Annotated in this window: 11 protein-coding genes and 1 riboswitch; of the genes, 7 read left to right on the top strand and 4 right to left on the bottom strand. The window is 62.7% G+C overall.

Going from position 1 to position 14,572, the window contains the following annotated elements:
- Positions 1-44 precede the first annotated feature (44 nt).
- Positions 45-2,810 carry an S-layer homology domain-containing protein gene (locus tag LKX83_RS12220; protein WP_227882545.1) on the bottom strand — a complete coding sequence of 922 codons (2,766 nt, stop codon included), beginning with the start codon at positions 2,808-2,810 and terminating at the stop codon, positions 45-47.
- 269 nt (positions 2,811-3,079) lie between these two features.
- Positions 3,080-3,263: riboswitch (cobalamin riboswitch) on the bottom strand.
- Positions 3,264-3,516: 253 nt separating this feature from the next.
- Between LKX83_RS12220 and motA the strand changes: the two genes are divergently transcribed.
- Entirely contained in the window at positions 3,517-4,326 is an 810-nt protein-coding gene (gene motA, locus LKX83_RS12225; RefSeq protein WP_227882546.1) for a flagellar motor stator protein MotA, read from the top strand.
- On the top strand, positions 4,304-5,131 hold the full coding sequence (gene motB / locus LKX83_RS12230) for a flagellar motor protein MotB (protein ID WP_227882547.1): 828 nt from the start codon (positions 4,304-4,306) through the stop codon (positions 5,129-5,131). Before motA ends, motB begins: the two co-directional genes overlap by 23 nt.
- A gap of 244 nt (positions 5,132-5,375) precedes the next feature.
- On the opposite strand, the gene LKX83_RS12235 is transcribed toward motB, so the two are convergent.
- Complete coding sequence (locus LKX83_RS12235; protein ID WP_227882548.1) at positions 5,376-6,065, bottom strand: oxidoreductase; 690 nt, start codon at positions 6,063-6,065, stop codon at positions 5,376-5,378.
- Positions 6,066-6,104: 39 nt separating this feature from the next.
- Positions 6,105-6,953 (bottom strand): hypothetical protein, encoded by an 849-nt coding sequence (locus tag LKX83_RS12240; RefSeq protein ID WP_227882549.1) that lies wholly within the window; start codon positions 6,951-6,953, stop codon positions 6,105-6,107.
- Between the two features lie 242 nt (positions 6,954-7,195).
- Here LKX83_RS12240 and tadA point away from each other — a divergent pair, with 242 nt between their 5' ends.
- On the top strand, positions 7,196-7,654 hold the full coding sequence (tadA, locus tag LKX83_RS12245; RefSeq protein WP_227882602.1) for a tRNA adenosine(34) deaminase TadA: 459 nt from the start codon (positions 7,196-7,198) through the stop codon (positions 7,652-7,654).
- Here tadA and LKX83_RS12250 read toward each other — a convergent pair.
- Entirely contained in the window at positions 7,629-7,850 is a 222-nt protein-coding gene (locus LKX83_RS12250; protein ID WP_227882550.1) for an aspartyl-phosphate phosphatase Spo0E family protein, read from the bottom strand. The two genes, tadA and LKX83_RS12250, sit on opposite strands and share 26 nt — an antisense overlap.
- Before the next feature lie 187 nt (positions 7,851-8,037).
- Between LKX83_RS12250 and LKX83_RS12255 the strand changes: the two genes are divergently transcribed.
- The 4 genes from LKX83_RS12255 to LKX83_RS12270 all read left to right on the top strand — a co-directional run bounded on the left by LKX83_RS12255 (position 8,038) and on the right by LKX83_RS12270 (position 14,530).
- Complete coding sequence (locus LKX83_RS12255) at positions 8,038-8,727, top strand: response regulator transcription factor (protein WP_227882551.1); 690 nt, start codon at positions 8,038-8,040, stop codon at positions 8,725-8,727.
- Complete coding sequence (locus LKX83_RS12260) at positions 8,715-9,998, top strand: sensor histidine kinase (protein ID WP_227882552.1); 1,284 nt, start codon at positions 8,715-8,717, stop codon at positions 9,996-9,998. Before LKX83_RS12255 ends, LKX83_RS12260 begins: the two co-directional genes overlap by 13 nt.
- A gap of 1,299 nt (positions 9,999-11,297) precedes the next feature.
- Positions 11,298-11,987 (top strand): ABC transporter ATP-binding protein, encoded by a 690-nt coding sequence (locus LKX83_RS12265; RefSeq protein ID WP_227882553.1) that lies wholly within the window; start codon positions 11,298-11,300, stop codon positions 11,985-11,987.
- Entirely contained in the window at positions 11,984-14,530 is a 2,547-nt protein-coding gene (locus tag LKX83_RS12270; RefSeq protein WP_227882554.1) for an ABC transporter permease, read from the top strand. Before LKX83_RS12265 ends, LKX83_RS12270 begins: the two co-directional genes overlap by 4 nt.
- Positions 14,531-14,572: the final 42 nt, after the last annotated feature.

A 14,572-nucleotide genomic window follows, 5' to 3' on the forward strand; every position in this document is an offset into this window, starting at 1 on the left:
CTATAATTCTACCCGCATCTTGCGAGTCTGCAGATCCATCCCGATTACTTGGCGCCGGCGCCCACGCCCGGCTCCTCATAGAGCCGCACGGCAACGACCGCCGCCTGCTCGCGGCTCAGCGCCGCCTTCGGCGAGAACTTGCCGACGTATGCCGTCATCCAGCCGCGGGCCATGACCGCCTGCACGGACGGTAGCGCGCCCTTAGCCACCTGCGCCTGGTCGAGTAGCGCGGCCGCATCCGCCGGCGCCTCCAGCTTCAACGCGCGCGCCAGCAGCTGTGCCGCCTGCTCGCGCGTCAGGGCGGCGTCCGGCGCGAACTTGCCGGGCGCGACGCCCTCCGTCAGGCCGGCCGCGGCGGCAGCCTGCACATCCTTGGCGTACCAGGCGGTGCCGGGCACGTCCGCAAACTTCGCGCCGTCCGCCCCTTCAGCGGCCGGCAGTCCAAGCGACCGCACGAGCGCGGAGACGAACTCGGCGCGGGTGACGGCTTGCTTCGGCGCGAAGCTCGCCGCGCTATCGCCCGGGCCCTTCAACAGCGGCACGATGCGCGCGAGCCGGACGGCGTCGCTCGCCCATGCGGCGATCGCGCTCTCGTCCTTGTACGCCGCGGCGACCGGCAGCGCCGTCTCATACCGAACGGCCAGCGGCACCGCATCCGTACGGTAGCCGGTTACCGTCAGCCGGTGCAGCCCTTCCTTCAGTCCCCGGAGGGAGGCTTTACCTTCGCCATCCGTCTTCGCGGTCTGCCCGTCCACGGACACCGTCGCGCCCGCCAGCGGTTGCGGCGCTCCGAACGTGCCTGCCGCCCAATCCCATTCGCGGTAAGTGACCGCGACGACGGACGCTTCGCCCGGACTCGCTGCCGCCGGGGTCAGCGCGACCCGGTCGATCAGCTTCGTCTCGTCCGAGCCGTAGTAGACGACGACCTCGTCGCCCGCCTTCAGGGCGAAGACGCCGATCCCCTCGGACGGCACGATCCAGGCGCCGTCGCGCTTCACCGCGTACAGCCAGCCGTCGTAGCCGCCGAACTTGCCGCCGGCGATGCCGGAGACGGTGGACAGATACTTCCCGAACGAGGCTTCCTGGACTTCGTAAGAGACGGACTTCGCCTTCAGCAGCTGTTCGAGCGCTTCAAGCGCCGTGCCGCCCTTCGCCGCGCCCGCCGCCAGATCGCCTCCGTCGCCTTCCACCCGGACGAAGACAGACGAACCGCCAGCGGCAGTGGCGGCGCCGACTTGCAGCGCCTGCGTCCATGGAATGAACGCGGGCGCCGCGTCCGTCCGATAGCCGTCGACGGTCAGCGTGTAGGCGCCGGCAGGCAGACCCGCCAAGGCCGCCTTGCCCGACGCGTCGGTGCGGACGGTCTGCTGGCCGACATGGACCGCGGCGTCGGCGGCCGGGCTGACGACGAGCTTGCCCGTCGCCCAGTCCATTTGTTCTTGCTCCACGGTAACGGCGAACGGCTGGCCGTCGCGCAGCGATGCCGGCTCCAGCTTGACGCCGTGGATCGCGGCGGTCTCTCCGCCGCCGTAGTACACGACGAGCTTGTCGCCCGCCTTCGGCGCGAACGCGCCGAGCCCCGTCTCGATCGGCAGCCAGGCGCCGTCCCGCAGGACGGCGTACTGCCAGCCGTCGTAGCCGCCGAATTTGCCGTTCTGAACGCCAGCGATCGATTCCAGCATCGGTCCGAACTGCGGGTGCCGCTGTACCGTATATGCGACGCGGTCTGCATCTAGCACGCGGACGAGCGCTTCGAGCGCGCTCACGCCCGTCGCCTCGCCGGACGCGATCCGGCCGGCGAGGCCGTACACCTCGACGTTCGCCGTCTGCCCGACGGCCTCGCCCGCATACAGGGTCGGCAGGCTGTTCTGCCAGCGCTGAACGGCGGCGAGACCGAGCAGGGCGTTCAGGTTCGCCATACCGTCGGCTTTGCCGCCCGCAACGTGCGCGAACTGGCCGTCCGCCAGACGGTATTCCAGGAGGCGCGTCAGCGCCGTATGACCGGACTTCGCGAAGCGCGCGTCGGCCGTCGGGTCGATGCCGAGCGAGGTCAGCGCGACCAGCACCTGCGCCGCGCTCTCGCTCGATTCGGACGGCGCGCCGAAGCCTCCGTCCTCCTTTTGGACGCCGGACAGCCAGGTCAGCGCCGCATCGACGACCGGGCGGATGTCCGCGCGGTCTTGATCCTTGGCGAGCGCGGTCAGCACGATCGCCGTCACGTCGACGTCGGAGGAGCCCTTGGCGATCGACCAGCCGCCGTCCGCGTTGCGGTTGTCGACCAGCCATTTCAGAATGGCGTCGCGGCTCCACTTGTCCTGGGCGCCTGGCGCATAACCGCCCGCATCCAGCGCGATGAGGGCGAAGGCCGGGCCGTTCGGGCCCTGATTCGTCAGCTTGTCATGATTGGCGATCCGCTTCAGCAGATCGGCCTTGTCCTTGCCGACGCTGCGCGCGTCGCCGCCGCTCGCGTTCAGCGCCAGCGCCACCCGCGCTTCGTCGGTGACGAGGCGCAGCGCGCCCTCCTCGACGCTCTTCGCCGCGACGGTCAAGTACCGGCTCGCCTGCGACTGTCCCGACCGTGCCAGCGCGAACGCCGCCCAGTCGCTGATCGGCTCGCTCTTCGCGACGACGGCCTGCAGCGCCGCGATCGCTTCCTTCAGATCCGGGCCTGCAGCCTTGGCCGCCTGATCCTCGCTTGCCGCCTGCGCCCCTTGCGGCCACGCGCCCAGCGCCAGCTGAAGCGCGATGACGAGCCCCAGCGCGGCGCGCAGCCAAAAGCGAAAGCCCGACTTGTTCCCCTGTGCACGCATCGATCCATCTCCTCCGAACCTCTCATTTTTCCGTTCCCTAGCTCGGCCAAACAAGTAAAAACGGCTCCGCCGTCTTCAAGGAAGATGGCGGCACGTTTTTATCGGTGGTCATACAGAAATGGATAGGGCTAAAACTTATACATTCTGTATGACCGAAAAAGCGCCCCTCGAACACGAGGGACGCTAGCAGAGGTGAAAGCGCGGAAAAAACGGGACTTCGCCCGTCTAAGGTGCCTGCCGTCACACCCCGCCTATTCCTCGTAGGCTTGCAGTGTCTTCGAAAACAGGCAGTTCTCCTGGCTCATGGATCGCCGCTCCCCGGACCTTCCCAACGCGCGCGCGCGTCAGTGGTATCTCCCGGTTCGCTCCCCATTCACAGTGGCGGGACCGCGTCGGATTCGCACCGACTTCTCTATGAAGCGCGGAAGCGGCTCGCCTGCACGATCCAATCGCGCGCCGCCGTCCGTTCATGCACCTGTTTTCCGCTTTCATTCGGTTGTGTTGCCATCTTATCACGCCCCCTGCAGGCTGTCCATATCGGAGGCCGCCCCAGGCGCGGCCCGGCAAGGCGAATTTGTGAAAATCCTCTGCGCGCCTCTAATGCTTTGGGCCTCAAATGTCGATAAACCTATTACCGTGTCGGATACGACAAACTGTTCGAGCCACGCTACTCTACTATTTCATTTACATGCTGGGGTGCTCTTTGATGAAGAACTCAACGATTATCGGACTTATATTGGGCGTTGGCGCGCTGGTCTTCGGCATGCTGCTGAAGGGCGCGCCGCTCGTCGCCCTGATCAACAACCCGGCGGCCTACATCATCATCCTCGTCGGCACGTGCGCCTCCGTAGCGATGGCGTTCCCGATGAGAGAGCTCGCCAAGGTGCCGAAGCTGTTCAAGCTCGTCTTCGTGGAGCAGAAGCTGCTCCCGCGCCAGGACGTCATCCGCCTGTTCATGGAGTGGGCTTCGATCACCCGCCGCGAAGGCCTGCTGGCGCTCGAAGCGCGCGTCGAAGAGATCGAAGACCCGTTCCTGCGCAGCGGCATGCGGATGATCATCGACGGCAACGACCAGGACTTCGTGCGCGACGTGCTGCTCGAGGACATCTCCGCGACGGAGGAGCGCCACCGCGTCGGAGCGCAGATCTTCTCCCAGGCGGGCATGTACGCGCCGACGCTCGGGGTTCTCGGAGCCGTCATCGGGCTGATCGCCGCCCTCGGCAACCTGGCCGAGATGGAGAAGCTGGCGCACGCCGTCGCCGCCGCGTTTATCGCGACGCTGCTCGGTATTTTCACCGGCTATGTGCTCTGGCACCCGATCGCGAACAAGCTGAAGCGTCTGTCCAAGCGCGAGATCGAGCTGAAGCTGATGATGGTCGAAGGACTGCTCTCCATCCAGTCGGGCGTCTCCACCACCGCCATCCAGCAAAAGCTGTCCGTCTTCCTCACGCCGACCGAGCGTCTGGCAATGGCTGAGAAGGAGGAAGCCGATCGTGAGCAAAAAGCATCGGCATGAGCCGCATGAGGAGCACGCGGACGAGTCCTGGCTGCTCCCCTATTCCGACTTGATGACGCTGCTGCTGGCGCTGTTCATCGTCTTGTACGCCGCCAGCTCCGTCAATACGTCCAAGCTGGAGGAGTTGAACAAGGCGTTCCGCACGGCTTTCTCCTCCGGCATCGGGATTCTCGACAAATCCGCCGTCATCCAGAACGAGAAGGACGACCTGGACAAGCGCCAACAGCAAGAGCGGGCCGACACGCAGCAAAACCGCAAGTCGCTCGTCAAGCAGGAGCAGGAAAACCTCGAGAAGCTCAAGAGCCAGCTCGATCAATATATCAAGAAGAACGGCCTGTCCTCGCAGCTCGAGACGCAGCTCAACCAATCGCAGCTGATGATCACGATCCGCGACAACGCGCTGTTCCCCTCAGGCTCGGCGGACGTGAAGCCGGACGCCCGCAAGCTTGCGGTCGCCATCGGCGCCATGCTGGAGAAGTATCCGGACTACGAGGTGATCGTTTCCGGCCATACCGACAACCAGCCGATCAGCACGTACGAGTTCGCCTCGAACTGGGAGCTCAGCTCCAAGCGCGCGATCAATTTCATGAAGATTTTGCTGCAAAACCAAATCTTCGATCCGAAGAAGTTCAGCGCGATCGGCTACGGCGAGTACCGGCCGCTGGAGAAGAACGACACCGACGCCGGACGCGCGAAAAACCGCCGCGTCGAGGTGTCCATCCTGCGCAAGTACACGGACTCAACGAGCGAGGACGCGACGTTAAACGCCATCGCGCACGACGCAAGCCAAGTCGGCACGCTGTAAGGCCAGTAATCCCGCCTGCGACCGTCCACGCTCCGCCAAAAAAAACGCCCATCCTCCCAGCCGCTGATCGGCGAGGGGATGGGCGTTTGCCATTTTGCCATTCGGGGCCGAATACCGTTGATCGTACTAGGCCGTACATGGTCATCTTAGTCGTTCATGGTTGTTCAGGGCCGTTCATGGTTGTTCAGGGCCGTTCATGGTCATTCTGGTTCGTTTAAGGTCGCGCTTGAATGCCAAGGCTCGATCAGAATACCTCGCCGGCAAGTCCAGGGAGACGATCGTTCGCATAGACAACGATGCGGCTTCCGGCGTCGTCCCGCCGGTTCGCGGCGGCGATCATGGCCGCGGCCACCGTATCCGCGCCTATGGCGCGGTAACGGCGCAGCGGGCCGGCCAGCAGCGGCGCCGCCGCCTTCATGATGATCGAGGCGAATCGCTCCCCGGCACGAAACTGCTCGCGCTCGCCAAGCAGCAGCGACGGCCGGAAGATGCGCAGTACGGGCAGCGGCAGCGTCCCGAGATCGCGCTCGATCTCTCCTTTGACACGGTTGTAGAAAAATCGCGAGTCCGGCGCGGCACCCATCGACGACACGATCAGGAATCGCTCGGCGCCCTTGGCGACCGCCAAACGCCCCAACGCCAGCGGATAGTCGTGGTCGACCGCACGGAACGCCGCTTGGGACCCGGCCTGCCTGATCGTCGTGCCGAGCGCGCAAAACCAGTCCTCCGCCGGCGGCACCCTGTCCGCTTCCGTTTCCAGCCGGTCGAAGTCGACCACGAGATTCGTCAGCTTCGGATGGCTCCCGGTCAGCGGTCTGCGCGTCAGAGCGACGACGGCGTCGTATTTCGCATCGTCGAGCAAGCGGCGCAGCAGATGCCCGCCGACCAGTCCGGTCGCGCCTGCGAGAATGGCCGTCTTGGGCGCGTCAGTCATCGATTGCATCTCCTTTATCGCGTAGGACTATCTGTGGAATTAGGTTGGCGTTTCCCCAGGCGGATCTCCGTTCTCCGGATCGGAGGAAGCCGCATCCGGCGCGGCGCTCGCAGGCTGCTCCGGTCCCTCGAAGCTCCGCAGCAGCTTGGCCAGCTCGGCCCACGTGACACGCCGTTCGGGATGAGGCATCGGCTGCGGGAGCAGTCCCCTCGCCTGAAGCCAGCTCATATCCTCATTGGCCAGACTCGACCAGTCCACCGCATGGACCCGCTGGCGTTCCCCTTCCTGCGCCTGCGCCCGCATCCGATCCTGATCGGGTCGCAGCATCCGGTTTGAGCTCATTTCCACGCGTACCCCTCCTTTTCCTGCCCATTCGAGCATCTTCCGCCAGATGGCGACGACATCTTGCCCGTACCGGGTCCCCGGGACCCGCCAGACGCCGTTCAGGTCTTCCCAGCAAGGCTCCCGTGTCCGTACCTCGTTCGCGGCACCCTCGTCGCCCGCCGCGATCGGCAAAGCGGTGAAGCTCTCCGCGAATCGCCTGAGCCGCACGATCTGCTCCTCGACCGCCGCCTCTGTGTCGTAGCCCGGCCCCGCCGACGTCGCCGAGCCGATCCATCCCGCGCGGCGCAGCGAAGAAGGCGCGGGGGTTGCCGCCCAGGCTTTCGTCTCGTAGACGGCTTGGCAATACGCCACGTCTCCGCGTACGCCGTAGCGCTCCCCGATGCGCAAGTACAACTCCTCCACCTCCGGCGCCGCCGGATTTCGCCTGTGGATATAAGCGCGCATCTCTTCGGCCGAACAACGGGCGAGACCGAGGATCGACGTCTTGCCCGACGGCATCAGGTCGGTCGCTTGACGGAATTGAAAGCCGATATCCTGGATCATTTCGCACCTCTTTTCGCAATCCATGCCTGCGAATTGCTTGTCTCCTTTCTACTCTATTCAGGAGGTGCTTGGCTTTTGAACTTCTTTTCCACTCTGTTACAATAAAAAAGCAGTTATGCCCACGATATACACATAGGTGTGAATAACTATGTGGACAAACATTTGGTTATCCACAGAATTGTACACACCATGTTAACAACGAATACACGTTCGCTGGGAAGGAAAGGGGATTTTGCGGTTTGTTGACGGAGGATGAACGCTGGATGCAGGAAGCGATCCGGCAGGCCGAAATGGCCGAAGCGATCGGAGAGGTGCCGATCGGCGCGGTGATCGTCAAGGATGGGGAAATCGTGGGGACGGGCTTTAACCGCAGGGAAACGGGGCTCGATCCGACGGCGCACGCGGAGATGGTCGCGATCCGGGAGGCTAGCGAGAAGCTGCAAGCCTGGCGCCTGATCGGATGCACGCTGTACGTCACCCTGGAGCCTTGTCCGATGTGTGCGGGCGCGATCCTCCAATCCCGCGTCGAGCGGGTGGTGTACGGGGCCCCGGACCCGAAAGCCGGCTGCGCGGGGACGCTGATGGACCTGCTCCAGGATTCGCGTTTTAATCACGTCTCTCCCTGGACGTCGGGCGTACTTCAAGAGACGTGCGCGGGGCTGCTCACGAACTTTTTCAGACGGCTTCGGAGTCGGAAGTAGGATTGGCGGAATCCCGGCGCCTGCCGCTTTCCTCCATGCGCATGCGCTGCAGTTGGACGATGAGCCGATCGGCCTCTTCGCTAACGGCGACGATTTCCGGATCGGTCAAATTACCCAGGTCGTTAGCCATGTCGTGAAGCCTTCGTTGTAGGGTTTGAAGTCGACAGATCAACGTTTGCGGATCAATGGCAGTCATCCGGCCGCTCCTCTCCCTGCGATTTTCGTCAAGATAAGCTTGTACGTCTTATTATATTTTCCATTATAAGATAAAATCTTTGGTGATGATGTAGAACAATGTCGAGTGAAACTGTAAATTTCAATCTTTTTTTGACAAAAATAGGTCTAATTGATCATATCCAAGTCCAAATCGGGAGTTGAACGAGGTGCCTCAACATCTGCTGCTCATCGAGGACGACGAATCGCTGCATCGCGGCATCGCCTTCACGCTTCAGCAGGAAGGCTTTGATGTGACCGGTGCATATAGCCTGGCCGAAGCCGAGCGCGCCGTTGCGAACCGCTCCTACGACCTGATCGTGCTGGACGTCCAGCTGCCGGACGGCAGCGGATTCGACTTTTGCGCGCAGCTGCGCCGGAGCTCGGACACGCCCGTCGTCTTCCTGACGGCGAGCGACACCGAGATCGACGTCGTCCGCGGTCTCGATATCGGCGGCGACGATTATATTACGAAGCCCTTTCGTCTGCGGGAGTTCCTGTCGCGGATCCATGCCGTGCTCCGGCGCCGCACGGCCGGCAAGCCGCAGGAGGAGGAGACCTCTCTGCAAGCGGGCGACCTGACTCTGTTGCCCGGGGAGATGCGGCTGCTCAAGCAGGACCGGGAGATCGCGCTTAGTATAACCGAGTTTCGTCTGTTATTCCTGCTCATGAGCCACCCCCGCGCCGTTTTGTCCAAGGACCAGATTCTTCAGCACCTGTGGCAGAACGGCGGGGACTACATCGACGACAATACGGTGGCCGTCAACATCCGCAGACTGCGGGAAAAAATCGAGGATCGTCCGGAGGATCCCCAGCGGATCGTGACGGTGCGGGGCGCGGGGTACCGATGGAACGCCTAGACGACGGTCGCCTCCCGGCTGGTCGGCTATGGCGCAGCGCGAGCGTGCGGAGGCTGGCCGCCGTGTTCCTCGCCGCGATCGCGGCGGCAGCGGTTCTCGTCGCCGCCTATACCGCATATTCCACGGCCAAGCTTAAGCAAGCCTGGCTGGCGCACGAAAGCGCCATCCTCGGCACGCTGGCCGAGTCGCATCCGGAGCTGGCGGCGGATTGGTTGAAGCAGGCGACTTCGAAGGAAACGTCGCCAGAGTCCGTAGCGCGCGGCCGGGAGCTCGCCGCCCAGTACGGCATGGACGAGCGTCTCGACGCGTCGCTCATCCCGGTCGTCACGGAGCAGCGGACGCGGACCTGGGTACTGCTCGGCGCCGGGACGGCCGCGCTCCTGGGGGCGCTCTTCTTGCTGCTGCTGAGGGGGGAGCGCCATCAGCTCGGCAATGTGCGCAAGCTCGCGCGCTCGCTCGAAGACGCGGTCAAGCTGGGGCGGCCGATGGACTTCCGCCTTTACGGAGAAGGAGAATTCGGCTTGCTGGCGCATGGCGTGCAGGAGCTCTCCACGCGGCTGCAGGAGACGATCGCCCAGCTCCATCGGGACAAAGCGTTCCTCAAAGACACGATCGCGGACATCTCTCACCAGCTCAAAACGCCGCTCGCCTCGCTCACGATCTATGTCGAGCTGCTTCAGGAGGGACGGCTCAGCGCCGACGAGGCCGCGGAATTCCTGCGGACGTGCAGCCGCGAGCTGGAGCGCATGGAGTGGCTCATCCTGACGCTGCTCAAGATCGCCCGCCTCGAAGCCGATACGCTGCCGATGCAGATGACGGACGCCCCGCTCGTCAAAACCGTGCAAATGGCCCGCGATTCGGCGCGCCGACTTGCGGAGGAGAAGGGCATCGAGATCGTCGCGGCCGAGCCGGCGGAGCCGATCTCTCTCCCCCACGATCCCCGGTGGCTCGCGGAGGCGATCGGCAATTTGCTCAAAAACGCAATCGAGCACAGCCCGCCGCACGGCCGGGTCACGATCGCCTGGGCGCGCACGCCGGTGTTCGTCCGGCTGCAGGTGTCGGACGAAGGGCGCGGGATCGAGGAGCGGCATCTGCCGCACATCTTCAAGAAGTTCTACCGCGCGTCCACCGGCGGCAGCGGCGTCGGCCTCGGCCTCCCGCTCGCCAAGACAATCGCCGAGCGCCACCACGGCATGCTGAATGCCGCCCGCAACGAAGCCGGCGGCTCCACCTTCACAATGACCTTGCCGCTGGGACATCTGCCGAAGTAAGGTGAAAGGGGAGTTGTGCGGTTTATCCGCATAACTCCCGGCGCTCGCGGCCTTGCGACCCGAGTTACTCGGTTTTTCCGCACATCTCCGGCCTCCCACCCCACTCCGGCACCTCGTTGTGCGCTTTTTCCACATAACTCCCGGCGCTCGCGGCCTTGCGACCCGAGTTATTCGGTTTTTCCGCACAATTCCGTCCTCCCACCCCACTCCGGCGCCCCGTTATGCGGTTTTTCCGCATAACTCCCGACACTCGCAGCCTGCGCGGCCCGAGTTATTCGGTTTTTCCGCACATCTCCGGCCCTCCACCCCACTCCGGTGCCCCGTTGTGCGGTTTTTCCGCATAACTCCCGACACTCGCAGCCTGCGCGGCCCGAGTTATGCGGTTTTTCCGCACATCTCCGGCCCTCCACCCCACTTCGGAGTCCAGTTGTGCGGTTTTTCCGCATAACTCCCGATGCTCGCAGCCCGCGCGGCCCGAGTTATTCGGTTTTTCCGCACATCTCCGGCCTCCCACCCCACTCCGAAGTCCCGTTGTGCGGTTTTTCCGCATAACGCCCGATGCTCGCAGCCCCGGCGGCCCGAGTTATTCGGTTTTTCCGCACATCTCCGGCCTCCCACCTTACTCAGGTGCCCCGTTGTGCGGTTTTTCCGCATAACGCCCGATGCTCGCAGCCCCTGCGACCCGAGTTATTCGGTTTTTCCGCACATCTCCAGCCTCCCACCCCACTTCGGAGTCCCGTTGTGCGGTTTTTCCGCATAACGCCCGATGCTCGCAGCCCCTGCGACCCGAGTTACTCGGTTTTTCCGCACATCTTTGGCCCTCCACCCCACTCCGGTGCCCAGTTATACGGTTTTTCCGCATAACTCCCGGCGCTCGCGGCCATCGCGGCCCGAGTTATTCGGTTTTTCCGCACATCTTTGGCCCTCCACCCCACTCCGGTGCCCAGTTATACGGTTTTTCCGCATAACTCCCGACACTCGCAGCCTGCGCGGCCCGAGTTATTCGGTTTTTCCGCACATCTCCGGCCCTCCACCCCACTCCGGCGCCCCGTTGTGCGGTTTTTCCGCATAACTCCCGACACTCGCAGCCCCTGCGACCCGAGTTACTCGGTTTTTCCGCACATCTCCGGCCCTCCCGCATCGCCACACAGCACCCATGCACCAACGTTATCCTTCCCCCACCGACACTTTCGTCCTTCCTTACAACTCTGTAAGGTTGCACACCTCGCGCTGTAAGGTCCGAAAGATATACTGACTACATGATCAGTTCGTCACGATAGAAAGGATGAATGCAACACCATGAACGTTATCGAAGCCGCAGGCCTCACCAAGCGCTACGGCAAAGAAAGCACGCTCGTCGAAGCGCTGAAGGACGTCTCCTTCTCCATCCCCCAAGGGGAATTCGTCGCGATCGTTGGGGCGAGCGGCTCCGGCAAAAGCACGCTGCTCCACCTGCTCGGCGGATTGGATAAACCCTCGAGCGGCGTCGTCCGCATCGACGGCGAAGACCTTTACGCGCTGAAGGAGAAGGAACGCGCGGTGTTCCGCCGCCGCAAGATCGGCTTCATTTTCCAAGCCTATAATCTCATTCCCGTCCTGAACGTCGAGGAGAACATCATGCTCCCGCTTCTGCTCGACCACCGTCAGCCGGACAAGGACTATATTCGCGAGCTCATCCACACCCTCGGTCTCGAGCAGCGCCGCAAGCATCTGCCCTCCGAGCTGTCCGGCGGCCAGCAGCAGCGCGTCGCGATCGGGCGGGCGCTCGCTTACCGGCCCGCGATCGTCCTCGCCGACGAGCCGACCGGCAATCTAGACAGCGCCAACGGCCGGGAAGTGCTTGAGCTGCTGAAGCTGTCCGTCCGCCAGTTCCACCAGACCGTCGTCGTCATCTCCCACGACCTGAACGTCGCGGCCGAAGCCGATCGCGTCATCCGCATGCAGGACGGCAAACTCGTCAGCGACACCCGCGGAGGGATCGCGCAATGAACGGCTACGGCGCACTGGCGGGCAGATATCTCAAACAGCAGCGCAGAAGAACGGTCCTGACCATCGTCGGCATCATCCTGTCGGTCGCGCTCATCAGCGCGCTCGGCACGATGGGGCAGAGCATGAAGGACAATATGGTCACGCAGACGATTTACGATACGGGTGCATATCATATCGGCTACGGGAAAGCGACGCCCAAGCTGTACGAGAAGCTGAGCGGCAACGTTCTTTTGGACGAAGTCGCGGCTTACCGGCAAGGGCCTACGACCGAAGTCCGGAACGGCTTCAAGGTCCAACTGGTCGAATCGACCAAGAACGGCTTCGACCTCTCTCCGATCCATCTGCAGGAAGGCCGTCTCCCGCAGACGCCCGACGAAGTCGTCTTCGAAGAGTGGGTGCTGCAAAATCTCGCAGGCCAACCGGCCTTGGGCGACACGGCGGAGTTCGTTAAGCCGAATGGCGACAAGCACGCGTACAAAATCGTCGGTATTTTGAAAAACCAACGGTTTTCGAAAGAGGACGGCAAAACCAATGCCTTCACCTTCATGGCGGACCCGGGGGCTCCAACCGATGCCACGCTTGTGGTTATGGCTACGTTCAAGAAAGGCGTCGACATCAGCAAGCATTTATCCGAATTCCGCGACTTGGACAAGGAAACGTTCACCACGAATGCCCGGCTGCTGGCGCTGATGGGCGAATCCGCGGACGACAGCTTGAATAAAGCGTTGATTGTCATTTTCGGCATCCTTATCGCGCTCGTCGTGCTGTCGACCGTCGCGGTGATCTACAATGCGTTCCATATCGCGGTGCTGGAGCGGATGCGCCAATTCGGACTACTGCGCACCATCGGCGCGACGCCGAACCAGATTCGCAAGCTCGTGTTCCGCGAAGCGGCCGTGCTGGCGGCGATCGGCATTCCGATCGGGCTCGTGGTCGGGTACGGCGCGCTGTGGCTCGTGCTCTGGGGCATGACGTCCGCCGGCTTCCGCATTCTGTCGCTCGATCAGTTCCATCTGCAGTTTCACGCCTGGATCATGATCGGCAGCATCGGCGTCGGTTTGCTCGCCGTGTTCCTGGCCTCATGGCTGCCGGCGAGGAAGGCAAGCCGCGTATCCCCCGTAGACGCCGTCAAAGGCGCGGGCAGCATCGTACGGGAAACCTACAAGCGCGTACGCATCCCGTCGCTGCTGAACATCGTTGGCGTGGAAGGCAACATGGCTTCGAAAAACATTCGCCGCAACCGCTCGAAATTCCGGATCACGGCCTTCTCCATCGTCGTGAGCGTCATGCTCTTCATCGTGTTCCATTATTTCATGCAGGAGAGTATGAACCTCACCCTGGATAACAGCGAGGACAACCAGGTAGCGTTTCGAATTTCGCAGTCCATTAACAAATATGACGAGAACGGCAACCCGATCGGCCTGAAGGATGTCGTGTCCGAAGAGACGATCCGCTCGATCGCGGATACGCCCGGCGTCAAAGCCGTTTATCGGAAATATTACATGCCGAACCCGGCCGTCATTGTGCCTAACGACAAGGTGGATCCGACCTACACCGACTTGATGGGGGAGATTTTCGAGCACCGGGACTTCGAAGGCAAGGCGTCCCAGCTCATCTATTCGAATCTGGTTCTGTACGACGACGCGCGGTTTAAGGAAGCGGAAAAGTACCTCATCGCGGGTACGGCCGATCCGAAAAAGCTCGCGAAGGACAATGCCGTCCTGATCGTGCAGAACGTCAAGCCGATGGTTCATGCCAAGAAAAAGAAAATTGAAATGCCGATCACCCGGCTCCAAGTGGGCGACACGCTCAACCTCCTGATGAGCAATGAGTTCGATCCCAAAAACGTGAAGCAGGTGAAGGTAGGCGGCATCCTTTCGCAGTCCCCCTTTTCTCCGACGCTGCAAGAGACGCAGCTCGCGGTCTTCGGCGCGAAGCCGACGATTGTCAAGCTGCTGGAGGGAACGGACGAAACGTTCGTGTCGTACGGCACGACGCTTATGGGCTTGGACGTGGCCGTAGAAGACGGCGCTTCGTACGATCCGATCCGTCTGACGCTGAACAATATCGTGGCCCAAAAACCGAATGCGCAGCTGTACGATATCGCGCAGACGCAAAAAGAAAACCGGCAGTTCAACCTGCAGATGCAGATTTTCGTCTACGGCTTCCTTGTCGTGATCATCTTGATCGGCAGCTTGAACATCATCAACACCGTGCAGACGAACTTGCTCCTGCGCCGCAGGGAGCTTGGACTTCTCCAGGCCGTCGGCATGACGATGGGACAGCTGCGCCGTATGGCGACGCTCGAGGGCATTTGGTACGGCGTGATCGGGAGCTTCTGGGGACTGATTCTCGGCACGGGTCTCAGCTACCTCCTGTACCTGCAGCTGAACGGCATGCAAGGGATGCCTTTCCGGTTCCCGTGGGTAGGCGCCATCCTCTCGTGCGGATTCGCCCTCGCCGTCGGTCTGCTGTCGGTCCAAGGGCCGCTGCGCCGGATGAAGAAGGCGAACCTGATCGAGGAGCTGCGCGAAGAGGTCTAGCGTGGTGGTTGTGCGCAAGAAACAAAAAGAGGGACCCGGCCG

The sequence above is a fragment of the Cohnella baijiui genome (genome assembly GCF_020731285.1).
In the GTDB taxonomy this organism is placed as follows: Bacteria; Bacillota; Bacilli; order Paenibacillales; family Paenibacillaceae; genus Cohnella.

Excerpts from the sequence above, each read along its gene's own strand:
- LKX83_RS12220 (WP_227882545.1), bottom strand. The coding sequence starts at position 2,810 with ATGCGTGCACAGGGGAACAAGTCGGGCTTTCGCTTTTGGCTGCGCGCC.
- motA (WP_227882546.1), top strand. The coding sequence starts at position 3,517 with ATGAAGAACTCAACGATTATCGGACTTATATTGGGCGTTGGCGCGCTG.
- LKX83_RS12235 (WP_227882548.1), bottom strand. The coding sequence starts at position 6,065 with ATGACTGACGCGCCCAAGACGGCCATTCTCGCAGGCGCGACCGGACTG.
- LKX83_RS12240 (WP_227882549.1), bottom strand. The coding sequence starts at position 6,953 with ATGATCCAGGATATCGGCTTTCAATTCCGTCAAGCGACCGACCTGATG.
- LKX83_RS12250 (WP_227882550.1), bottom strand. The coding sequence starts at position 7,850 with ATGACTGCCATTGATCCGCAAACGTTGATCTGTCGACTTCAAACCCTA.
- LKX83_RS12260 (WP_227882552.1), top strand. The coding sequence starts at position 8,715 with ATGGAACGCCTAGACGACGGTCGCCTCCCGGCTGGTCGGCTATGGCGC.
- LKX83_RS12265 (WP_227882553.1), top strand. The coding sequence starts at position 11,298 with ATGAACGTTATCGAAGCCGCAGGCCTCACCAAGCGCTACGGCAAAGAA.
- LKX83_RS12270 (WP_227882554.1), top strand. The coding sequence starts at position 11,984 with ATGAACGGCTACGGCGCACTGGCGGGCAGATATCTCAAACAGCAGCGC.